The organism is Arhodomonas sp. KWT (genome assembly GCF_010993615.1).
Genome location: NZ_WNXE01000004.1, coordinates 7,165 through 29,258 on the forward strand (window position 1 = coordinate 7,165; position 22,094 = coordinate 29,258).

The window sequence follows — 22,094 nt, forward strand, 5'->3', positions numbered from 1 at the left end:
GCGGCAGCAACGCAACGCGCGCCTGCGCCCGCTGCTCGCCGGCGAGGGCGTCGAGCGTCGCACAGGCCCGCTCGAAGCGGCGTCGCACACCGTGACCGCGACGGCTGTCCGGAAGACCGGCGGCCTCCAGCCGCGCGCGGGCATCCGCCACGGCGGCCGCGATTTCTCCGTCGGCGGGCCGCTCTCCCCCTTCGGACGGGATCAGTGCCTCCACCGCCTCGCAGACGCGCTCCCCCTGGGCAATCCGGTCGTCACCTTCCGCACGGCGCGTGCGGCGCGCGGCGTCCCGCCGCTCGAAGATCCGGTCACACGCGGCACGAAAGGCCCGCCAGAGCGCGCGCTCGTCCTTCGGCCGTGCCGATTCCGAGGCCTTCCACCGTTCCTGGAGGGCCTTGGCGTGCTCAGCGGCACGCTCGGGATCATCCGCCTCGGCCAAGGCTTCCGCCTCCGCGACGAGTGCCGTCTTCGCCTCGCGGGCCTGCTCGCGCCGCGCATCGATCCGCTCGGAGAGCGTGTTCATCAATCCCTCGAAACGGCGGGTCAGACCGCGGGTACCGCGGCGGTCCACGGGCGCGAAGCCCCGCCAGTCATCACGGGCCGTTCGGCGGATCCGTTCCAGCTCCGCGAGTGCCAGCGTGTCCGTGTCGGTCTCGTCGAGGAACCGTTCGAGCTGGCCGCACACCGTCTGCCGGCCTTCACGATTGGCCTCACGCCGTGCCGCTTCGGCCTCCTGCCATTCCCGGCAACTCTCCCGCGCCTGCTCCGCGGCGGTCTGAAAGCGCTGCCACAGCGCACGTGTGCCGGCGGAATCGGATCCCCCAGTGGCCTTCCATTCCTCGAACAGCTCGCCTATACGGGCCAGGCGCGCCTCCGGCTCCAGGCCGTCACCCTGACCGAGGGCTTCCATTGCCTCGCACAGGCCTTCCTGCTTGGGCGCGACCGCGAAGTGGCGCCAGTCGCGCAGCTCGGCCAGACGTGCCCGGACCCTTGCGACCCGGCGGTCGCGGCCGGGATCCAGCGACCCCGGAACGTCCTCGAGTGCGCGGCGGACCTGCCCCACCGCCCGGCGCGAACGACGCAGTTCACCGGCGGACAACGCCTCGTCGGCGGCGTCCAGCGCCGCGTCCAGGGCCTCCAGCGCGGCCGAGCGTTCGTTGTCCGCGCGCTCGTCCTTACGCGCCTCGTCCGCCGCCTGCCGGCGTTCCCGGATCGCCCCGTGCAGCGCCGTCACCTCCGGAGGTGACGGCAGCTCTTCCGGCCAATTCAGCCGCTCAGCCAGCTCGGTGAGCGAATGGAGGTCGCCGCCTGGATCGGAGAGCCGCTCGGCCAGCGTTACGTAACGCCGGCCGGCCTCGAGCCACAGGCGTGCCCGCCGGGCCTCGTCGCCGTCAGCGTATCGTCCTTCCCCGACCGCCCGTTCCAGGCGGTTGAGCCGTTCCATGGACGGCGCACCCGCGGCCTCCAGCTCCGCCATCACCTCGCCGGCACCCACCGCTGCCGGCGCGTTCGCCGCGGCCCCGGCAGGAGGCGCTTCCGCGTCGCCGGCGGCCGCCTCACGGCCCGCCCGCTCAAGCGCTTCGCCGATCGCCGCCCACGCCCGCTCAAAGCGCTCAATCAGATCGGGGACATCAAGCGGCGGCAGTGCGTCATAGCGGTTTCCGATACGCTCGCGCTCGGCGGCCGTTTCCCGTCCGGCCGGCACCTCGGCGAGCCCCTCCAGGCGCCGGCACAGGTCCTCCAGTACCGCGCGGGCATCCCGCTCGGCCTCCCGTGCCTCCATGATTGCGTCCAGGCGCTGACGCGCCAGGCGCACTATGCGGCGGTCCAGCGCCCGGCCACGGTCGGCGATCTCACGGAGCGTGGGCTCGTCGTCGATCCGCTCCAGCGCCAGTTGGCGCAGGCGAGCGACCGGATCGTGGAGTGCCGCCTCCGCCAGCACGCCGGGGTCCGTCGTCCTTTCCAGGGCAAGACGCCGAAGACCTTCTTCACGCGCCCCGCGCGCCACGTGAGCGACGATCTGGGGATCCGCGCAGGCCTGCAGCGCGGACTCCCGGTGCGCCATGGACAGGGTGTCGCCCCCGGTCAGCAGCTGACAGTAGCGTGCCCGGGCGCATTCCCGCACCGGCGCCTCCGGGTCGCCATCAAGGGCGCGCTCGAGCAGCGCCAGGTCATCCAGTCGTCGCACCGCCGCGGCACGGACGCCCGCATCCGGATCGTCCTCCGCCAGACGGGCAAGCGTTCCGCCCTGTTCCTCATCCGCGATATCGAGCGCGATTACCGCCGCGCGGCGCACCTCCGGATCCCGGTGCGCCCAGCGGGGCCGTCGAAAGCGTTCAAACAGCATGCCGTCTCCTGTATTGCTGCGTCACAGCGCCGCCCCGTCATCCCCCGGCAGCCGGTCCGCACTCACAGGCCGATGCTGAACATGCTCTCCAGGTCGTGACGGCTCTGGGCGCGGAAAGCGATCAGCGTCTCGGTCTCCTCGATGTCGGAGAGGGTCTGCATACGTTCGGTGACCAGTTCGGCAAGCGCCTCATTGCTGGGCACACGGATGATAACAACGAGATCGTAGCGGCCACCGACGGAGTACACCTCGGAGATGCCGTCGATATCGGCAAGGGTGCCGGCGACCTCGTTGACACGACCACGGGCGGCGTTGAGCAGGACGATTGCGGTTACCATTGCCAGGTTCTCCCTGTTGGCTGGGGCCCTCCGCCCCGGAAAGCCGCATTCTAATGCGCGCTGGCGGGCGCCGCCTACCGTCATGACGGCGCGGACCGTGGCCGCACACGAAAAAACCCCCGCCCGAAGGCGGGGGTTTACAGCGGGCCCCGTCGCGCGGAGCCCTGCGGACCGGGACGTACTTACTTGACGTCGCCGGTGACCCAGTAGTCGACCCGGGCCTTGTTGTTGTCGATGTACTTCTGCACCGCCTTCTCGTAGGAGGTCTGCTGCGCGTCGTACATCGCCGCCTCGAGCTCGTCCAGCGGGATCTGCATGCGCGAGAGGAACATCGCGACCTCGGGGTCACGCTGGTAGAAGCCCACGTTCGCGAACGCGTGGATCCGCTCGTAGCTGCCGAGCGTGCCCTTCGGGTCCTTCAGATAACGCATGTCGTAGGCGCCGAACAGCCAGTGCGGGCTCCAGGCGGTCACGACGATCCAGTTGTCACGCTTGACCGCGCGATCCAGGGCCGCGGTCATGCCGGCACCACTGGAGGTCTGCAGGTTGTAGTCATCGAGGCCGTAATCCTCGATCGTCTTCTTCGACAGGCGCGTCAGGCCGGCACCCGGGTCGATACCCGTGATGGTCCCGTCGAGCTTCTCGCGGACGCTGTCCTTCTTGAGATCCTCGATGGAGTTGAGCTCGCTCTTCGGGATGTAATTCGGCACCGCCCAGCCCAGACGCGCATAGCCGTACAGCAGACCCAGGTTGATCGCCTTGACGCCGTCGCTGTTGACCTTGTCCAGGTAGTCCGCGTGCGTGCCCGGCTGCCAGGACATGAGCATCACGTCGATATCGCCGTTAGCGACACCCTGGTACTGCGGGGCGATATCGGTCTGAACCAGCTCGACGTCGCGGTCGAGGCGATTCTCGATGAGGTTCGAGGCCAGCTTGGTCACGAACTCCGCGTCGGACCAGGCGGTCCAGCCGATGCGCACCGGCTCGTTGGACTGCGCCTGGGCGCCGGTAACCATGCCGAGTCCGAGGACTGCGGACAGTACGATTTTCGAGGTCTTTCCGAGCATGTTCTGCTCTCCTCTGTTGCTACATTAGTCGACGCCTATTCGTACGAGCGAACGGCGCCGATTGCCGACTGGCGGCGCCCGCTACTTGCGCGAGCGCTGCCCGAAACTCTGGGTGATACGGTCAAGCAGGATGGCGAGGATGACCACGCCGAGCCCGCCCTCGAAACCGAGCCCCACATTCAGGCGCTGTATACCGGTAAGCACCGTGTTGCCAAGGCCGCCGGCACCGATCATCGAGGCGATGACCACCATCGACAGCGCCAGCATGATGGTCTGGTTGATGCCCGCCATGATCGAGGGCATCGCCAGCGGCACCTGAACCTTGAACAGCAGCTGCCGGTCGGTACAGCCGAACGCGAGCCCCGCCTCGACCTTCTCCTTGCTCACCTGCCGGATACCGAGGTTGGTCAGACGCACCACCGGCGGCATCGCGAAGATCACCGTGGCGATGGTGCCCGGCACCTTCCCGAGGCCGAAGAAGATCGCCGCGGGGATGAGATACACGAATGCCGGCATCGTCTGCATGAAGTCCAGTATCGGGCGCACGATATGCTCGACGATCTCGTTGCGCGCCATCCAGATCCCCACAGGTATCCCGACGACCAGCGCCACGAAGCTCGAAGCGAGCACCAGCGCCAGCGTCTGCACGGTTTCGTCCCACAGGTTCATGCCCAGGATGACCAGCATCGCGAGCAGGGCGAACACCCCGAAACGCCAGCCCACGCGCCAGAAGGCGATGCCGACGATGATCAGCGCCAGCACCTCCGGCGGCAGGAAACTCAGGATCCCCTCGAGACCGTCCGCGACGAACCCGATCACCGCCGCGATGCCGTCCAGCATGCCGGTGAGGTTGTTCTGGACCCAGTCGACGCCGAGCTCGACGTACTCGCCGATCGGTAGCTGGTAGTTGTCTGGGAAGATACTCGCCATGTCTGATTACCCCGTCCGGTCCAGCGTCCGCAGAATGGAGGTCTTGGAGATGCTCCCAAGGTACTTGCCGTCAGCATCCACCACCGGCAGCGGCCAGCGGCTGCCCGCCACCTTGCCGACGACCTCCTGCATGGGCGTGTCGTCCGGTATGGGTTCGACCTCCTCGAGGAACGCGTCCGCGTACTCGGGCTCGCCACCCTTGTCGAGCAGGGCGTTCAGCGAGTCCATGCTCACCGTGCCCTGGTACTGGCGACCCCGGTCGATCACGACCGCGACGTCGCGGTCGTGCTGGCGCATGCGCTCCAGCGCCGCATTGACGCTCATCCCCGGGCGCTCGATGACCGTGACCTGCTTACGGTTGGCGATGTCGCCGGCGGTGTAGACCTGGCTGACGTCCACCCCATAGAAGAACGAGCGGACGTAGTCGTTTGCCGGGTTGCTCACGATCTCCTCGGGGGTGCCGACCTGCACCACGAAGCCGCCCTGCATGATGGCGATGCGATCACCGATGCGCATGGCCTCATCCAGGTCGTGGGAGATGAACACCACGGTGCGCTTGTGCTTCTGCTGCAGCGCCAGCAGCTCGTCCTGCATCTCCGTGCGGATCAGCGGGTCGAGTGCCGAGAACGCCTCGTCCATGAGCATGATCGACGGCCCCACGGCCAGCGCGCGGGCAAGGCCAACGCGCTGCTGCATGCCGCCGGAGAGCTCGTCCGGGTAGCTGTTGGCGTTGGCCTTCAGGCCCACCTGCTCGAGCGCCTCCAGCGCCTTGTTCTCGCGCTCGCCACGCTCGGTACCCGCAACCTCCAGGCCGAAGGCGGCGTTCTCGAGGACAGTCCGGTGCGGCATCAGCGCGAAAGACTGGAACACCATGCTCATGTCATGGCGGCGCAGGTTGATCAGCTCCGACTTGCTCATCGACGTCACGTCCTGGCCGTCTATGTAGACACTGCCCCGCGTGGGCTCGATGAGGCGGTTGAGCATGCGCACCATGGTCGACTTGCCCGAACCGGACAGCCCCATAATCACGAATATCTCACCTTCCTGGATAGAGAAGCTGGCCTGCTGGACGCCGACCGTGTTGCCGGTTTTTTCGAAGATCTCGTCCTTGTTGAGCCCCTGCTCCAGAAGGCGTAGCGCCTCATCCGGATCGGGGCCGAAGACCTTGTAGAGATCCTCGACGACTATCTTGTCAGTCATGCGGAGTGTAGCCCTTCGTCTGCTTTCAGTTCATCTTGATCGATCAGCACGCAAGCGCGTCCGGATAACCGCCGCAAAGCGACCGCGGCCGGGCCGGACGTGGGAAATCCCGTTAGTTTTCATCCTCCGCCTATCGTGATCTTGCCCCGTCCACGCAATAGGCGGCATCTATGAAAACTCAGGAAAACCTTAAGGCCCACTTATTTCAACCTACCATGCCATGCCGCGACTGGCTAGTCGGCGCCCGTTCCGGGCCACGCGACTGGTATAGTCACGCACCGGCCGATTCGCAACACGGGCGCGTCTCCAACCCGTCTTCACAGGGACAGAATGAGCGATACAGATCACGCTTTTTTCGCCGCCGTTCCCCGCAATCTCGAGGGCCTTCTCCGCGACGAGCTGACCGCGCTCGGTGTCGTCGGTGCCCGCGAGACCCGTGCCGGCGTGACCTGGCAGGGCGACGTCGCCACGGCGTTGCGGGCGTGTCTGTGGTCGCGTCTCGCCTCGCGGGTATTGCTGACTCTCGGCAGCGGCGACGCGGCGGACGAGCAGGCCCTGCTCGCGTGCGTGCGCGCCCTGCCCTGGGAAGCGCACCTCACGGCGGACACGCCTTTCGTGGTGGACTTCACCGGCCATAACGCCTCGCTGCGCGACAGCCGGCACAGCGCCCGCGTGACCAAGGATGGCATACGTGCGCGCTTTCACGACCTCGGCCTCGAGGCACCGACGGCGAACCCCGGCGGTGAAGCCCTGCGCTGCAACGTCCGCTTGTCCGGGTCCCACGCGAGCGTCTACATCGATATCGGCGGTGGCGCACTGCACCGCCGCGGATACCGTCGCGCCGCCCGCGAGGCGCCGCTCAAGGAGAACCTCGCCGCCGCGCTGCTCGTGCGCGCGGGCTGGCCTGCCGTCGCGGAGCGCGGCGGCGCCTTCGCCGACCCGTTCTGCGGGGCCGGCACACTGGTGGTCGAGGCGGCCATGATGGCCGCGGACATCGCCCCCGGGCTTCATCGCGAGCCCTCTGGCACCCGCTTCTGGCGGGGGTTCCCAGCGGACACCTGGCGGGCCCTGCTCGAGGAAGCGCGGGAGCGCGCCCGCGACGGCCTTCACCGTCTGCCGCCGCTTTTTGCCGGAGACATCGATCCGGAGGCGATCCGGGTCGCCCGCGAGAACGCCGTTCGTGCCGGCCTCGAGGGCCGCATCACGTTCCGCACCGGCGATGTGCAGGACTGGGCTGGCCCCGGCGACGTGACGGCCGGCCTGCTGATCACCAATCCGCCCTGGGGCCAGCGCCTGGAGACCAACCGGCCGGTGGAACGGCTGTACATGGCCCTGGGGGACTGGGCCCGCACCGCCGTTCCGGGATGGCGGATGGCGGTGTTCACCGGCCACTCCCAGCTGCTTGCCGCCCTGGGCCTGCGGGCGGACCGGGTCTATCGCTTTCACAACGCACGGCTGCCGGCGCGGCTCGGCCTCTATACCCTCGCGGCCGAGCCGGCCGCGCCACAACGGACGGCGACCGCGGACGCCCCCGCGGACCTCGTCAACCGGCTGCGCAAGAACCTCCGTCACCGCCGCCGCTGGGCGCGGCGCGAGGGCGTCGACGCGTTTCGCGTTTACGACGCCGACCTGCCCGAGTACGCCTTCGCAGTGGATGTCTACAACGGCGAGGAAGGCGTCTGCGCCCACGTCGCGGAATACGCGCCGCCGGAGAAGATCGCCCCGCGCAAGGCCGAGCGGCGGCGGCGTGCCGCAATCGCCGCTGTCGCCGAGGTGCTGGAACTCGCCCCGGAGGCGGTCGTACTCAAGATCCGGCGGCGCCGGCGCACGGGCAGTCAGTACGAGCGCCAGGGCGAGCACGCGCTGGAGCGTATCGTTCACGAAGGCGGTGCCCGGCTGCGGGTGAACCTGACAGAGCGCCTCGACACGGGGCTGTTCCTGGACTCCCGCGGGATCCGCCGCCGCCTCGCGGACGGCGCAGACGGCCTGCAGGTGCTGAACCTCTACTGCTATACGGGCAGCGCCACCGTGCAGGCCGCGATGGCCGGTGCTCACACCACCAGCGTGGACCTGTCACGCACGTACCTTGCCTGGCTACGCGGCAACATGGGTCTCAACGGTATCGATCCTGCCTCCCACCGGATCTTCCGGGCCGACTGCAGGGAATGGCTCACCGAGGCGGCCGAGCGCGGCGAGCGCTTCGACCGCGTCCTGCTGGATCCGCCGTCGGTCTCACGTTCACGCCACGGCGGCACGTCCCTCGACATCCAGCGGGACCACGTCGAGCTGATCGAGGCCGCGTCGGCGTTGCTCGCCCCCGCGGGAGTGCTGTACTTCGTCACCAACCGCGTCCGCTTCAGCCTGGACGGGCCACGGCTCGGGACGCTCGGCCTCGTGACCCGCGAGATCACCTCCGAGACCGTTCCGGCCGACTTCCCGCGCCGCCCGCCTCCCCACCGGAGCTGGCTGGTCAGCCGCGCCTGACCGCCTGTCCGGCGCGCCGGCATTGGGCTGCGGCGCGTCTGTCTGTAGACTCCGCGCGACGTACGGTGATGCCGCACGCGTGGCACTTCGCGCCACGCCAAGGTACCGTGACGAGAAAAAGAAGAGGCAGGCCCTCCAAAAAGCCGGGGGCCGACGGCCCTGCCGACTCCGAGCCGGGCCGGCTCCAGGCGCTTGCAATACAGTCGAAAGCAGCACTGGGAGACAGGCAGAATGTACTCGAAGATCATGGTGCCGGTGGACCTGGCACACCTGGAAGTCCTACAACCCGCACTCAAGACGGCCTCGGATCTGGCGCGTCACTATGGCGCCGAAGTCTGCTACGTGGGCGTGACTGCCACCACACCCGGCAGCGTGGCCCGCACGCCCGAGGAGTACCAGCAGAAGCTCGAGGCGTTCGCACGGGAACAGGCCGGTGATCACGGCCAGCGGGCGAGCGCACGCATGATCACCTCACCGGATCCGATCGCCGATCTCGACGACGTCCTTCTCCAGGCGATCGAGGACACCGGCGCGGACCTGGTGGTCATGGCCACTCACCTGCCGCGTCATCTCGACGCCGTCATGCCCTCCCACGGCGACAGGATCGCCGCGCACACGGAACAGTCGGTGTTCCTCGTACGCGTACACAACCGCGACGGATAACCGACGGCCCACACCCACTCCAATTTCTCCGAAAGGGGTCACTACCGTGGATAAGCAGTCAAACGACAACAACGCACAGGAGCCGGACAACGGCTCGGTCGGCGTGCCCGCACCGGAGGGGCCGGCCAATCTCATCGATACCGATTACGTCATCGGGCAGGACAACGTCGCCACCACCAAGTTCGGCCTGGAAATCGACCTGCACGGCAAGGTGTTCAGCATCTCCGCGCTGATCATCCTGTTCTTCGTAATCATCACGCTCGCGCTGCAGGACCAGGTCGGCCCGGCATTCACGGCGCTGCGGCCGTGGCTGACCAACAACATGGCGTGGTTCTTCCTGTTCTCCGCGAACATCTTCGTCCTACTCGCCGTAGTGCTGATATTCACGCCCCTCGGGCGGGTCCGACTGGGCGGCATGCACGCGAAGCCCGACTTCAGCTACATGGGCTGGTTCGCGATGCTCTTCGCCGCCGGCATGGGCATCGGCCTGATGTTCTACGGCGTGGCCGAGCCCATGACGCACTTCGGCACGTCGCTGAGCGGCAGTGACTGGGCCCCGCTGGGCGGTGCACCGGGCAACGAGCAGGCAGCTCTGAACCTCGGCATGGCGGCCACGATCTTCCATTGGGGCCTGCACCCCTGGGGTATCTACGCCATCGTCGCCCTCGCTCTGGCGTTGTTCTCGTTCAACAAGGGCCTGCCGCTGACGATGCGCTCCATCTTCTACCCGATCCTCGGCGAGCGGGTCTGGGGCTGGCCCGGGCACGTTATCGACATCGTCGCGGTGTTCGCCACTCTGTTCGGTCTCGCCACCTCCCTCGGTCTCGGCGCCAAACAGGCGGCCGCCGGCCTGGAGTACCTGTTCGGCATCCCGGGTGGCGAGGTGACGATGGTGCTGCTGATCACCGGCATCACCTGCGTCGCGCTGACCTCCGTGCTGCTCGGCGTGGACAAGGGCGTGCAGCGGCTCTCGCAGATCAACATGGTGCTTGCCGCCCTGCTGCTGCTGTTCATCATCATCGTCGGGCCGACCATGCTGATCCTTTCCGGGTTCTTCGAGAACCTGTGGAACTACGCCGCGGACCTGCCGGCACTGGCGAATCCGTTCGGCCGCCAGGATTCGAACTTCATGGAGGGCTGGACCTCCTTCTACTGGGCCTGGTGGATCTCCTGGTCGCCCTTCGTCGGCATGTTCATCGCGCGCGTAAGCCGCGGCCGCACCGTGCGCGAGTTCATCATCGCCGTCCTGCTCGTGCCGACCGTGATCTCGGTGCTGTGGATGACGGCCTTCGGTGGCGCGGCGATCGACCAGTTCGTCAGCAATGGCTTCCAGGGCGTGAAGGAGGCGGCTCTGGAGCTTAAGCTGTTCGCGATGCTGGGGCAGATGCCGCTGACCACCATCACCTCCTTCATCGGCATCGTCCTGGTGATCGTGTTCTTCGTGACGTCCTCGGACTCCGGCTCGCTCGTGATCGACTCCATCACCGCCGGTGGCAAGGTGGACGCGCCCAAGCCCCAGCGTGTGTTCTGGGCGGTCATCGAGGGCGCCATCGCCATCGCACTGCTCGTCGGTGGCGGGGCCGAGGCCCTGCAGGCCATGGTGATCTCCACCGGCCTGCCGTTCACACTGGTCCTGCTCGCGGCGTGCTACGCCATCATCGTAGGCCTCAAGGACGAGCCCAGGGGCTGACGCCCCGAACCGCAGGGGGCGCCGCCGGCGCCCCCTGCGCCCTCCCCACCGTTATCCCGTTCCCGGAAAACCATCGCTCCACCGGTGGTGACCGGAGTGGCCGTCCTGCCTAGCTCCAGAGTCGACCCACGGGCATGTCCCGCCGGAGGTGGGTGGCCACCTGCGCCTGGAACAACTCCGCGGTGGCGAGCGCGTCCACCAGAGCGTGGTGCCCCTGGTAAACCGGCAGGCCGTAACGCTGGCGACTGTCATTGAGGCGTATGGACACCGGCGGGTGGCCCAGCCACCGCCGGAAACGGGCCCACAGGGACAGCCGGTGGCGATGGGCCTCGATGGCCATCGTGTCGACCACGGGGAACAACAGGTGCTCGCCGACTCGGGCCTTCGCCGCAGCGTCCAGGAACGAGCGCTCGATGTTGCGGTAGTGCACGACCACCACGCGGCCGGCCATCGCCTCCAGCAGTGACGGGAGCACCTCCACGAAATCCGGCGCGTTCTCGATATCCGTGTGGGTAATGTGGTGGAAGGTAACGGAGAGGCTGCTCAACGCCCGGGGCGGATGCACCACCCAGTAGTGGCGGTCTGCCAGGCGGATGCGGTCGAGATCGAAAGGCACGACCCCGACGCTCACGATGGCGTGGCGGGCCTCGTCCAGGCCGGTGGTTTCGATATCCAGGGCCAGGAAGGACACCTCCCCGATCGGCGTGTCCGCCGACGGCAGGCCGGCGCCATAGTACCGCGCCAGGGCCGGGACCCGGGACCCGGCGGCGCGGGCGGCGATGTACGGCCCCCACTGGTTCGCCCCGGAGCGGCTATGTGACCGCCAGCGCCCGCGCACGGGTTAACGCCCCCGCGTCGGCGCCGGGTAGCGGAACTTCAGGAACTTCTGGGCATTGCTCAGGGCCTGGAAGGCCTCCTTGAGATTGTGGCGCTCGCTGTCCGGGACGTTTTCCGGCTCGATGTTGTTGTCCGGCTCGCGCTCCTGCTCGAGGTCGATCACCTGGTGGCGAATGCGCGACATCGTCAGGAACTCCAGCGCGTAACGCAGCCGGTCCGCCACGCCCGGACCCAGAAGCTGGGTACGCCCGATCTGATCCAGTCGGTCAAAGGAGTTCTGCGCGCGGGCGCCGCACGCGAGCGCGTGGACGCGGATGAGGTCCACCAGTGGCGCTGTTCCGCGGCGCTTGAGGTTGATGGAGTTGTTGTGGCGGCCGTCGTGTTCCATGACGAAGTTGCGGAAGAAACCGAGTGGCGGCGTGCGATTGAGCGCGTTTCGCGCCATCGCCGCGAGGAAGCGTTCGTTGCCCTTCGCGCCTTCCGCGACGAGGTCCTGTAGTGCCTCCACGAACCGGTTCTCACCGTACACCGCGTCCAGGTCGAAAAAGATGGAGCTGTGCAGCAGGCGCTCCGGCGTCGGCTCGTCGATCCAGTTCCGGAAGTACGCCTTCCACTGCGACAGGGGCTGGCGCCAGCGCGGGTTGGTCGCCATGATGTCGCCCTTGCAGTAGCTGTAGCCGCAGGCGGCCAGACCGTCGCTCACGTAGCGCGCCAACGCCTCGAAATAGGCGTCGTGACTGTCCGGATCGAAGTCGTCGCTCAGCACCAGGGCATTGTCCTGATCGCTGACGATGGTCTGCTCGTCACGGGCCATCGAGCCCATGACCATGAAGCAGTAAGGCACGGGCGGCGGCCCGAGCACCTGTTCTGCGAGCTCCAGCAGCCGCCGGGTGAAGCTGCGACCGATCGTCGACAGGGCGCTACCGATCATTCGCGAGTCCGCGCCATCGTTGACCATGCGTACCAGCGCCGCGCGCACGTCCGGCAACAGCCGCGCGAGTCCCACGGGCGTGGGCTGATTGAAGATGCTGTCGACCAGGTAGAGGCTGCTCTGGGTCTCGTAGCGGATGATGTCCGAGAGGTGAACAATGCCTACGGGACGCCGGCGGTGCACGACCGGCAGATGGTGGACGTTATTGCGGAGCATGCACAGCATCGCCTCGTAGACGGACTCGTCCGACTGGATCGCGATCAGCCGGTCGCCGACCACCTCGCCCACCGGGGTGTCCGGCGAGCGCCCCTCCGCCACCACCCGGGTACGGAAATCGCTGTCGGTGAGGATGCCGCGGACCTGCCACTGCTGGCCCTCACGGTCGGTGTAGGTATAGCGCGGGTCCGCGACGGCGGCGTCCACCACCAGCACCGCCGAGGCCTGGGAGGCGGTGATCCGCTGCGCCGCCTGCTGTACGGACACGGTCGACTCGACCATCTGCGGCGCCCGGGTCAGGAGCTTGCGGACCCGGGTGACCATCATCTCGTTGTTCTTGCGCTGCTCCTCCACCGCCGCCTCCAGACGGGGCCGGCCCAGCTCGACGAAGTCGGCGAACTGGTCGTCGGATTCGCACAGCCGCCAGAACGCTGTCTCGGGGATAAAGTAGATCAGGCTGTCTTCCAGGGCGGTCGCCGGGAAGCGCACGCGGTGATTGCGCAACAGGCTGAAGTGCCCGAAGACGTCGCCCTCGCCGAGGCGGTCGAACAGGGTCCCGCTGCGGCGGTAGACTTCCACCGCGCCGCTGCGCACGTAGCAGAGACGCTCGATCGGCTGATCGAGCTCCAGGATGGGCGTACCCGCCTTGTAGTAGGCGACCTCGACCTGCCCGGCCACTTCGTCCAGGAGGTCGTCGGAGATCCGGTCGAACGGGGGGAAACGCCCCATGTGCTGGCGGATCTCGAGGAGTTCAACGTCCATGGCTAGCGCTCCCGTGTCGCCTGCTCCCGCGCGGGCGCCGCCGGCCGATGACGGCGCCCGCCGACTGTAGCATCCCGCCGCACCCCCCTGGGCAGACGCCCCGCTATGCGCGGCCCCGCGCCGCGTCAGCATCGCGTTCCAGGGCCTCGATCTCCCGGTCGGAGAACCCCGCAGCCCGGCGTGCGTCGACATTGAACGGGCCGCGGAGAGCACCGCGCATGTAGGTGTCCAGCAGCTCGGGGAAAAGCGCCTCGGCATCGAGCCCGCGCCCCGCACAGGCCCAGGTGAACCAGCGGGACCCGATCGCCACATGGGCGACCTCCTCGTCCAGGATCGTCCGCAGAATGTCGGCCGAGACGGTATCGCCGGCCTGCTCCAGACGGTCGATCATGCCGGGCGTGACGTCCAGGCCGCGCGCCTCCAGCACCCGGGGCACCAGCGCCATGCGCACCATGACGTCGTGGGCGGTCTTCTCCGCCATCTCCCAGAGGCCGTTGTGTGCGGGGAAATCGCCGTAGCCGTAGCCCAGATCGCCGAGGCGGTTCGCGACCATCCGGAAGTGCCGTGCCTCATCCGCGGCGACACGCAGCCAGTCGCCGTAGTAATCCGCCGGCATGCCCCGGAAACGGTAGGCGGCATCCAGGGCCAGGTTGATGGCGTTGAATTCGATGTGTGCCACCGCATGAAGCAATGCCGCGCGGCCGGCGGCACTGCCCAGCCGCCGTCTCGGCACGTCGGCCGGCGAAACCAGCTGCGGGCGTGGCGGCCTTCCCGGCGCGGCGATGGGCCCCGGCGTGCTGTCATCCGGCGGCGCCAGCCGCCCACCTTCCCAGTCGGCGTGAAGCACCTTCGCCGCCTCGGCCTTCATTCCGGGATCAGACTCATCGAGGCACGCCCGCAGCCGGCGGGCCGTATCCGCAGACCGCGCCGTCATTCCGCCTCGCGCAACCCGATCACCAGGTCCATGACGTTCGTGCCCGTCGGCCCGGTCTCGATGAGATCACCGCTGCAGGAGAGAAAGCCGCCCGCGTCCGCCCGCCTCAGCGCCGTCTCGGCATCGGCCCCGTAAGCCGCACCCCGCCTGAGCGTGCCCCCGTCGACCAGGGCGCCGGCCGCCTCCGACGCGCCGTCCGCGCCGTCCGTGCCGCCGGCTAGCAGGCCTGTCCCGGCACTGCCGGCCAGCTCACAGGCCGCCGCTAGCGCGAGCGCCTGCATACGCCCGCCCCGGCCGGGATTCTCAGGCAATACCACGGTGGGCTCACCACCGCGCAGATGGACGCCGGGCGGCGCATCGCGCAGGCCCGCACCGATACGGTGACCGAGCGCGACCGCATCCCCTTCGAGGGGGTCGTCGGCATGATCGTGCACCGCGTAGCCGAGCCGGCGCGCCTCGGCGGCCGCCGCCTCCACCGCGTGGCGATTGGTCGCGACCAGATGGGTGTCGAGCCCGCCGAGTCCGGGGTCATCCGGCGTCGGCGACGGGTCAGCCACCGGCATGAGCTCGTCGTAGCCCTCGGGCAGCGCGCCGGCGTCGGACGCCGGCGCCGCGACGAAAGGACCGGAGCCGATCACCGCCGGGTCGTCCCCGGGGACATCGGAGATGATCAGCTGGCAGGCCGTTCGCCCGGCGAGTCGGACACCGAGCCGCCCCCCTTTTACCGTGGAGAAGCGCCGGCGGATCCGGTTCATGTCGCCGATGGCGAGCCCGCCCGCCAGCATGCGGCGGTTGAGGGCCGCAAGCTCCGCCTCGCCGGCGCCGCCGGGCAGGCGCTCCATCAGTGCCGAGGCACCGCCCGAGATCAGCACGAGGAAGCGGGCGTCCGCCGGCGCCTCCTCCAGCAGCGTCACCGCGGCGTCACCGGCGGCGAGGCTACGCGCATCCGGCACGGGATGGGCGGAACTGATCATGCGCAGCCCCGGCACACCGTCCAGCGCCGGATCTTCATAGCCTTCCCGGGTGATGACCAGCCCGCCGAGCAGGCGCTCACCGAGAACGTCCCTTGCACCCAGGGTCATGGCGGCGGCGGCCTTGCCGACCGCGATGAGGTGCCACTGGCCGGACAGCGGGTGGGCCCGCAGCCATTCGCGCACGGCGGGCCGGCCGGCGACGGCCCTGATACCGGCACGGTACATCGCCTCCAGGTCCCCGCATGCACTCATGTCCGCCCCCCGGCGGAGAGCCCGCGATCCAGGTCCGCCCTGATGTCGTCAACGTCCTCCAGGCCCACCGACATCCGCAGCAGGCCGTCGCCGATGCCCGCGACGTCCCGCTGGGCCTGGGTATTTCGGCCATGGGTGGTGGTCGCCGGGTGGGTGATGGTCGAGCGGGTATCGCCCAGGTTGGCGGTAATGGAAAGCAGCCGCGTGGCATCGACCACTCGCCACGCCGCCTCGCGTCCACCGACCACGTCGAACGAGACAATTCCGCCGAAACCCCGCTGTTGACGGGCGGCAAGCGCATGCTGGGAATGCCCGGGAAGCCCCGGATAGTACACGTGTGCCACCGCCGGGTGCGCGTCCAGCCACTCTGCAACCGCCTGGGCGGCCTCGCAGTGCGCGCGCATGCGGACCGCCAGTGTTTCCAGGCCCTTCAGGAAGACCCAGGCGTTGAACGGGCTCATCGACGGCCCGGCAGTGCGCAGGAACCCGTGCACCTTGCGGCCGACCCGTTCGGAATCGCCGACGACCGCGCCGCCCACACAGCGGCCCTGGCCATCGAGATACTTGGTCGCCGAGTGCACGACGATGTCCGCCCCCAGGTCGAGCGGTCGCTGGAGCGCCGGTGTACAGAAGCAGTTGTCCACCACCAGAACGGCGTGATTGGCGTGGGCGATCTCCGCCACGGCGGGGATGTCGGCAAGCTCCGTGAGCGGGTTGGAGGGCGTCTCCAGGAAGAACATCCGCGTGTTGGACTGGACCGCGGCGGCCCAGGCCTCAGTATCCGCGAGGGGGACGAAGGTGGTCTCGATGCCGAACCGCGCCAGGTGGTTGGTAAGCAGCGAGACGGTGGAGCCGAACAGGCTGTCCGAGGCGACGATGTGATCCCCGCTGTCCAGCAGCGACATGACCGTGGACAGGATGGCCGCCATGCCGGAGGCCGTGCCACGCGCGCACTCGCCGCCCTCCATCGCCGCGAGGCGGCGCTCGAAGGTTCGGACGGTGGGGTTGGTGAAGCGCGAATAGATATTGCCGGGCTCACGCTCGGCGAACTTCTCGGCGGCCTCCGCCGCGCTGGAGAACACGAAACTCGAGGTCGGGAAAATCGCCTCGGCGTGCTCCTGCTCGGGAGTCCGGTCGTGACCGGCGCGAACGCCCAGGGTGGCAAGCCCCCAGGCGTCGGTGTCGCTGTCGCTCATAGCGCCCTCTTCAACTGGATTTCGACGGGGCGGGCGGAGGGAGACGAGCGAACCAGGCCGCTGCTCCACGCTTTAGCCGTATTTGCTGACCGGTCTCCGAAGAAGGCCGGCACGCGGCGCCCGCAAGCTGGGGATCAAATCGGCGCCCCAATCCGCGGCCACAGTGGCGGCGGATTGACGTGACGTTATGTCCCGGCCCCGGGCATGTCAATCCGCGTTGCCGAGGACCCGGTCCAGGTTGGCGGCCGCGCCCTGGCCCTCGGTGGCCGCCTTGGCCTCGTCCGAGCGCGCGTTCTCGAGGTCCTGGAGATAGCCCTCGGTGACGTCACCCGTGACGTAGCGGCCGTCGAAGCAGGAGCAGTCGAAGCCCGTAAGCGCGGGATTGCCCTCGCGCACGGCGGTCGCGAGGTCTTCCAGATCCTGGTAGATCACCCCGTCCGCCCCGATCACCCGCGCGATCTCGTCCTCGTCGCGGTTATGGGCAAGGAGCTCGTGGGCGGCCGGCATATCGATGCCATAGACGTTCGGGTAGCGCACCGGCGGCGCCGCGGAGGCAAAATAGACCTTGTTCGCGCCGACCTCGCGGGTCATCTGGATGATCTGCTGGCTGGTCGTGCCGCGCACCACCGAGTCGTCCACGAGCAGGACGTTCTTGCCGTGAAACTCCAGTTCGATGGGGTTCAGCTTCTGGCGCACGGACTTCTGGCGCACCGCCTGGCCCGGCATGATGAACGTCCGGCCGATGTAACGGTTCTTGATGAAGCCCTCGCGGTAGGTCAGGCCGAGCTCATTGGCCATATCCAGCGCTGCCGTGCGGCTGGTGTCCGGCACCGGGATGACCACGTCGATGTCATGATCGGGCCACTCGCGCATGATCTTGTGGGCAAGCATCCGCCCCATGCGCAGACGCGACTTGTACACCGAGACGTCGTCGATGATCGAATCCGGGCGCGCCAGGTAGACGTACTCGAAGATGCACGGGTTGAGCTGCGGGTTCTCCGCGCACTGCCGACTGTGGAGCTGCCCTTCGAGGTCGATGAACACCGCCTCGCCGGGGGCGACGTCACGTACCCGCTCGAAGCCCAGCACGCTCAGGGCGACGCTCTCGGAGGCGATCATGTACTCCGTGCCCGCCTCCGTCTCCCGGCGACCGAAGCACAACGGCCGGATGCCGTAGGGATCGCGGAACCCGAGCACGCCGTAGCCATTGATCATCGCCACTGCGGCGAAGCCGCCGCGGCAACGGCGCTGGATGCCCGCGACGGCGTCGAAGATCTCGTCCGGCCCGATGCGCAGCTTGCGCATCTCGCCGAGCTCGTGGGCGAAGACGTTGAGCAGGATCTCCGAGTCGGAGTTGGTGTTGATGTGGCGCAGATCCTGGAGATAGAGATCGCGCTTGATCTCCTCGGCGTTGGTGAGGTTGCCGTTATGGGCAAGGCTGATCCCGTAGGGGGAATTCACGTAGAACGGCTGCGCCTCCGCCGAGCTCGAACACCCCGCGGTGGGATAGCGCACGTGCCCGATGCCCACGTTGCCCTGGAGCTGGAGCATGTGCCGGGTCCGGAAGACGTCGCGCACCAGGCCATTGCTCTTGCGCAGGAACAGACGTCCCTGGTCATAGGTCATGATGCCCGCGGCGTCCTGGCCCCGGTGCTGGAGCACGGTCAGGCCGTCGTAGAGCGCCTGGTTGACCGGGCCGCAGCCGACCATGCCGATCACACCGCACATTGTTTCCTACCTCCGATTACTCGATGACACCGCCGTCCGCACCGGCCGCCAGCCCCTCCGTGGAGCGGCGGACCAGCGTTGGACGCCGGCAGAACTCGTCCCAGTAGCGCGACAGCCGCTCGCCCCGCTCGCCGGCGCCGGTCCCGGGGACCCGCAGCCGGAAGTCCTCCAGCCAGCCCTCGACGCCGAGCGAACACACCCGCGGCGTCATCCAGGCCGCAATCACGGAGCGCTGCCACCAGCCCTCCCGTGGCAGTGTCGTCAGTCCGGCAGCGAGGATGAGCGCAGCGATGATCACCGCCCCGCGGGCGGCGCCGAAGACCGCCCCCAGGGTGCGGTCCGTGCCGCTCAGACCGGTGCGCCCGACAAGCTGGCGGGCAAGGTGGTTGAGGAGCCCGCCGGCGAGCAGGACCGCCACGAACAGCGCGCCGAAGGCCACGGCCATGCGCACCGTCGGCGAGGCGATCAGTCCATCCAGCCATACCGCCACCGGCGCGGTGAACCGCACCGCCGCCCAGATTGCCGCAATCCAGGTGACGATGGAGAGACACTCGCGCACGAACCCGCGCACGAGGCTGATGATCACCGATATGGCGATCACCGACAGGAAAACAATATCGAGCCAGCTCAAGTTGACGGCACCGGATCAGCGACGGTGAGTCGGGCGCGCACAGGCTAGCGGGAGACCACGAGCACGGGCAAACCCTCCTTCCCGGAGAGTTCCTTCGCGAGGCTGTCGGCACGTTCCCGGGACGCCACGGGGCCGACACGCACCCGGAATATCGCATTACCGTCGGCCTCCGCCTCGGCGACGTAGACATCGTAACCCTTACTGCGCAGGCGGTCGCGTACCGCGACCGCGTTGGCGCGCTCGCTGAACCCACCCACCTGCACGGCCCAGCCCCCCTCCTGCGGGGCCGCGGACTCGGCCGGGGCCCCGTCGGCGGCAGGCTCCGGGCTGGACGGAGTCTGATCCGCCGCCGTAGCGGACGCCGACGGCTGCGTCTCCGCGGAGCCGGTGGCACCGGTATCCGTCTCCCCGGCGCCGGCTCCGTCGTTCGCCGGCATCTCCGGCTCCGGCACGGCCTCCTGGTCCGCACCGGGATCCGGCGCGTCTGCGACGCCCTTGTCCGGCAAGCCCGCGTCCGGCGCTTCCTCGCCGGCCGGCGGCACGTCCATGGGCACGTCGATCCGCCGCTCCTTCACGGGCCCTTCCAGCAGCATGGGCAGGAAGATCACCACGAGGGCGACGATGATGGTGGCTCCGGCCAGACGGTGCTTGAGTCGCGTATCCACGCCATCCCCCAAGATCAAGATGCAGTCCCAGGCATCACCGCGGTGCGGGCCGGCACCGCTTGCTCCGCCCTATGGTAGCAGCCTCCGGTGCGCACGGAGCACGTCCTCCGCCACACGGAACGAGCCGAAGGCGATGACCCGGTCGCCGGGCCCCAGGCTGCCGTCGAGCTCCCGCATCAGCGTATCCACCGGCGCACAGCGTCCGACGCGGCCACCGGCCTCGCGGATCAGGGCGATGAGGTCCTCACTGCGCCGCGCCGACGGATCGTCCAGTGCGAGCACGTGCCAGACGTCGACCGCGTCGTGTAGCGCCGCGACGACACCCCCCGCATCCTTGCGGGACATGATCGCGAACACGGCATGGGTACGGCCCGGGCCGGCTCCCGCGCGCAACCGCTCGCCCAGAGCACGGGCGCCGTCGTGATTATGGGCAACATCCACGTACCACGGCACCGCCCGCTCCAGGCGCTGGAACCGGGCCGGCGCCGTGGCGGCGCCGAGCACGGCCGCCGCGGTGGCGGTATCCGGCAGCCAGCCGTCACCGAGCCGGCGCAGCGCAGCGACGGCCGCCGCCGGGTTCGCGAGCAGCGCCGCCGGCATGCAGTCCGGCCGCGGGATGGCGTCAAGCGCGCCGGAGGCGTCCTCGTAACGCCAGTGGTCGGCGCCCGGAGTGGCCGTCACGGCACGGAAGGTCTCTCCGATGCGCTCCACCGGGCAGTCCTGCGCCGCGGCGGCGGCCAGCACGCTCGTCGGCGGGTCCGGGTCGGCGAGCACGAGCGGCGTGCCCGGTCGGAGGATGCCCGCCTTCTCGGTGCCGATCGCCTCGCGGTCTTCGCCGAGCCACTCCGTGTGATCTAGGCCCACGCTGGTGATCACCGCTACCGTCGGGGCCAGGACGTTGGTCGCATCCAGGCGCCCGCCGAGGCCGACTTCGAGGACCCACAGGTCACAGCCCGCCTCGCGGAAGCACCATAGCGCCGCCAGGGTCGCGAACTCGAAGTAGCTCAGGGTGACCTCGCCGCGTGCGCGGTCTATCGCATCAAAGGCGGCCAGCAGGCGGTCATCCGATACCGGCTCGCCGTCGATGGCGATACGCTCGTTGAACGCCAGCAGGTGGGGCGAGGTATACGCCCCCGTGCTGTGCCCCGCCGCGCCGGCCAGCGCCGTGACGGCCGCCACGGTGCTGCCCTTGCCGTTGGTCCCGGCGACGGTGACCACGGGCACCGGCGGCCGGTTGAGGCCCATGCGTGCCGCCACCTCGCCGATACGCTCGAGTCCCGGATCGATCGCCCGGGGATGCAGTGTCTCCAGCCATGCAAGCCAGTCGTCGACCCGTTGGAAGCGCAACGTCAGCTCAGCCCTCGATCGCGGCCTGGGGCTGGACCGCCGGTGCCGCCCGTCCGTTGAGCATGGCGATGATACGGGCCAGGCGCTCGCGCATATCACGGCGGTCGATGATGGCATCCACCACGCCGTGCTCCAGCAGGAACTCGGAGCGCTGGAAGCCCTCCGGCAGGGTCTCACGCACCGTCTGCTCGATGACCCGCGGCCCCGCAAAGCCGATGAGGGCCTTGGGCTCGGCGACGTTGACGTCTCCCAGCATGGCAAAGCTCGCGGACACCCCACCGGTGGTCGGGTCGGTGAGCACGGAGATGAACGGCACCCCGGCCTCGCGCAGGCGCGCCAGCACGGCACTGGTCTTGGCCATCTGCATTAGCGAGAACAGCGCCTCCTGCATCCGCGCGCCGCCACTGGCGGTAAAGCACACCAGCGCACTGCGCGACTCGAGCGCAGCGTTGGCGGCGCGCACGAACCGCTCGCCCACCACGGAGCCCATGGAGCCGCCCATGAACGAGAACTCGAAGGCCGCGGCCACCACCGGCACCTCGTGAACGGTGCCGGACATGGCGATCAGCGCATCCTTCTCGCCGGTGTTCTTCTGTGCCTGGACCAGGCGGTCCTTGTACTTCTTGCTGTCGCGAAAACGCAGGATGTCCACCGGCGTCACGTCCGTGCCGATCTCGCTGCCGGAGTCCTCGTCGAGGAACCACTCCAGCCGCCGGCGGGCGCCGATGCGCATATGGTGGCCGCACTTCGGGCAGACCTCGAGGTGGCGCTCGAGCTCCGGGCGGTACAGCACCGCGGTACACTCCTCGCACTTCGTCCACAGCCCCTCGGGAATGCTGCGCGTGCGGCTCCCCCCCGCTTCGGTACGGATACGCGAAGGCATCAGTTTCTCGAACCAGCTCATC

At 68.7% G+C, this 22,094-nt stretch carries 18 protein-coding genes; 3 read left to right on the forward strand and 15 right to left on the reverse strand.

The features are described 5' to 3' along the window. The 5 genes from G7A99_RS01970 to proV all read right to left on the reverse strand — a co-directional run. On the reverse strand, positions 1–2,344 hold a 2,344-nt coding region (locus G7A99_RS01970), incomplete at its 3' end, for a DUF349 domain-containing protein (RefSeq protein WP_163138735.1). Positions 2,345–2,406: 62 nt separating this feature from the next. Next, positions 2,407–2,682, reverse strand: a complete 276-nt coding sequence (locus G7A99_RS01975; protein WP_018716935.1) for an Lrp/AsnC family transcriptional regulator — start codon at positions 2,680–2,682, stop codon at positions 2,407–2,409. A gap of 182 nt (positions 2,683–2,864) precedes the next feature. Continuing rightward, positions 2,865–3,749, reverse strand: a complete 885-nt coding sequence (locus G7A99_RS01980; RefSeq protein WP_018716936.1) for a glycine betaine ABC transporter substrate-binding protein — start codon at positions 3,747–3,749, stop codon at positions 2,865–2,867. 81 nt (positions 3,750–3,830) lie between these two features. Next, on the reverse strand, positions 3,831–4,679 hold the full coding sequence (locus tag G7A99_RS01985) for a proline/glycine betaine ABC transporter permease (RefSeq protein ID WP_018716937.1): 849 nt from the start codon (positions 4,677–4,679) through the stop codon (positions 3,831–3,833). 6 nt (positions 4,680–4,685) lie between these two features. After that, on the reverse strand, positions 4,686–5,879 hold the full coding sequence (gene proV, locus G7A99_RS01990; protein ID WP_018716938.1) for a glycine betaine/L-proline ABC transporter ATP-binding protein ProV: 1,194 nt from the start codon (positions 5,877–5,879) through the stop codon (positions 4,686–4,688). Positions 5,880–6,209: 330 nt separating this feature from the next. Between proV and rlmKL the strand changes: the two genes are divergently transcribed. From rlmKL to G7A99_RS02005, 3 genes are all read left to right on the forward strand, one after another. Continuing rightward, on the forward strand, positions 6,210–8,363 hold the full coding sequence (rlmKL, locus tag G7A99_RS01995; RefSeq protein WP_018716939.1) for a bifunctional 23S rRNA (guanine(2069)-N(7))-methyltransferase RlmK/23S rRNA (guanine(2445)-N(2))-methyltransferase RlmL: 2,154 nt from the start codon (positions 6,210–6,212) through the stop codon (positions 8,361–8,363). A gap of 231 nt (positions 8,364–8,594) precedes the next feature. Next, on the forward strand, positions 8,595–9,026 hold the full coding sequence (locus G7A99_RS02000; RefSeq protein ID WP_018716940.1) for a universal stress protein: 432 nt from the start codon (positions 8,595–8,597) through the stop codon (positions 9,024–9,026). Positions 9,027–9,072: 46 nt separating this feature from the next. Next, a complete protein-coding gene (locus tag G7A99_RS02005; RefSeq protein ID WP_018716941.1) occupies positions 9,073–10,716 on the forward strand; it encodes a BCCT family transporter in 1,644 nt (547 codons plus the stop codon). A gap of 109 nt (positions 10,717–10,825) precedes the next feature. Here the strand turns inward: G7A99_RS02005 and G7A99_RS02010 are convergent, their stop codons facing one another. The 10 genes from G7A99_RS02010 to accD all read right to left on the reverse strand — a co-directional run bounded on the left by G7A99_RS02010 (position 10,826) and on the right by accD (position 22,093). After that, the gene (locus G7A99_RS02010) at positions 10,826–11,554 is read right to left on the reverse strand and encodes a 3'-5' exonuclease (protein ID WP_018716942.1); all 729 of its coding nucleotides are present in this window, start codon (positions 11,552–11,554) and stop codon (positions 10,826–10,828) included. Between the two features lie 3 nt (positions 11,555–11,557). Further along, positions 11,558–13,462, reverse strand: a complete 1,905-nt coding sequence (locus tag G7A99_RS02015; protein WP_163138736.1) for a DUF294 nucleotidyltransferase-like domain-containing protein — start codon at positions 13,460–13,462, stop codon at positions 11,558–11,560. 103 nt (positions 13,463–13,565) lie between these two features. Further along, on the reverse strand, positions 13,566–14,396 hold the full coding sequence (locus G7A99_RS02020; protein WP_156831109.1) for a ferritin-like domain-containing protein: 831 nt from the start codon (positions 14,394–14,396) through the stop codon (positions 13,566–13,568). Continuing rightward, positions 14,393–15,622 carry a glycerate kinase gene (locus G7A99_RS02025; RefSeq protein ID WP_040409168.1) on the reverse strand — a complete coding sequence of 410 codons (1,230 nt, stop codon included), beginning with the start codon at positions 15,620–15,622 and terminating at the stop codon, positions 14,393–14,395. Before G7A99_RS02025 ends, G7A99_RS02020 begins: the two co-directional genes overlap by 4 nt. Continuing rightward, positions 15,619–16,818 (reverse strand): O-succinylhomoserine sulfhydrylase, encoded by a 1,200-nt coding sequence (locus tag G7A99_RS02030; RefSeq protein ID WP_018716946.1) that lies wholly within the window; start codon positions 16,816–16,818, stop codon positions 15,619–15,621. Before G7A99_RS02030 ends, G7A99_RS02025 begins: the two co-directional genes overlap by 4 nt. 207 nt (positions 16,819–17,025) lie before the next feature. Further along, the gene (gene purF, locus G7A99_RS02035) at positions 17,026–18,546 is read right to left on the reverse strand and encodes an amidophosphoribosyltransferase (RefSeq protein ID WP_018716947.1); all 1,521 of its coding nucleotides are present in this window, start codon (positions 18,544–18,546) and stop codon (positions 17,026–17,028) included. 16 nt (positions 18,547–18,562) lie between these two features. Further along, the gene (locus G7A99_RS02040; RefSeq protein ID WP_018716948.1) at positions 18,563–19,177 is read right to left on the reverse strand and encodes a CvpA family protein; all 615 of its coding nucleotides are present in this window, start codon (positions 19,175–19,177) and stop codon (positions 18,563–18,565) included. A gap of 44 nt (positions 19,178–19,221) precedes the next feature. After that, positions 19,222–19,842 (reverse strand): SPOR domain-containing protein, encoded by a 621-nt coding sequence (locus G7A99_RS02045; RefSeq protein ID WP_163138737.1) that lies wholly within the window; start codon positions 19,840–19,842, stop codon positions 19,222–19,224. Between the two features lie 69 nt (positions 19,843–19,911). Continuing rightward, the gene (locus G7A99_RS02050) at positions 19,912–21,189 is read right to left on the reverse strand and encodes a folylpolyglutamate synthase/dihydrofolate synthase family protein (protein ID WP_163138738.1); all 1,278 of its coding nucleotides are present in this window, start codon (positions 21,187–21,189) and stop codon (positions 19,912–19,914) included. Positions 21,190–21,196: 7 nt separating this feature from the next. Next, positions 21,197–22,093: an acetyl-CoA carboxylase, carboxyltransferase subunit beta gene (gene accD, locus G7A99_RS02055; RefSeq protein ID WP_018716951.1), complete on the reverse strand. Its 897-nt coding sequence runs from the start codon at positions 22,091–22,093 to the stop codon at positions 21,197–21,199. Between the last annotated feature and the right edge of the window lies 1 nt (position 22,094).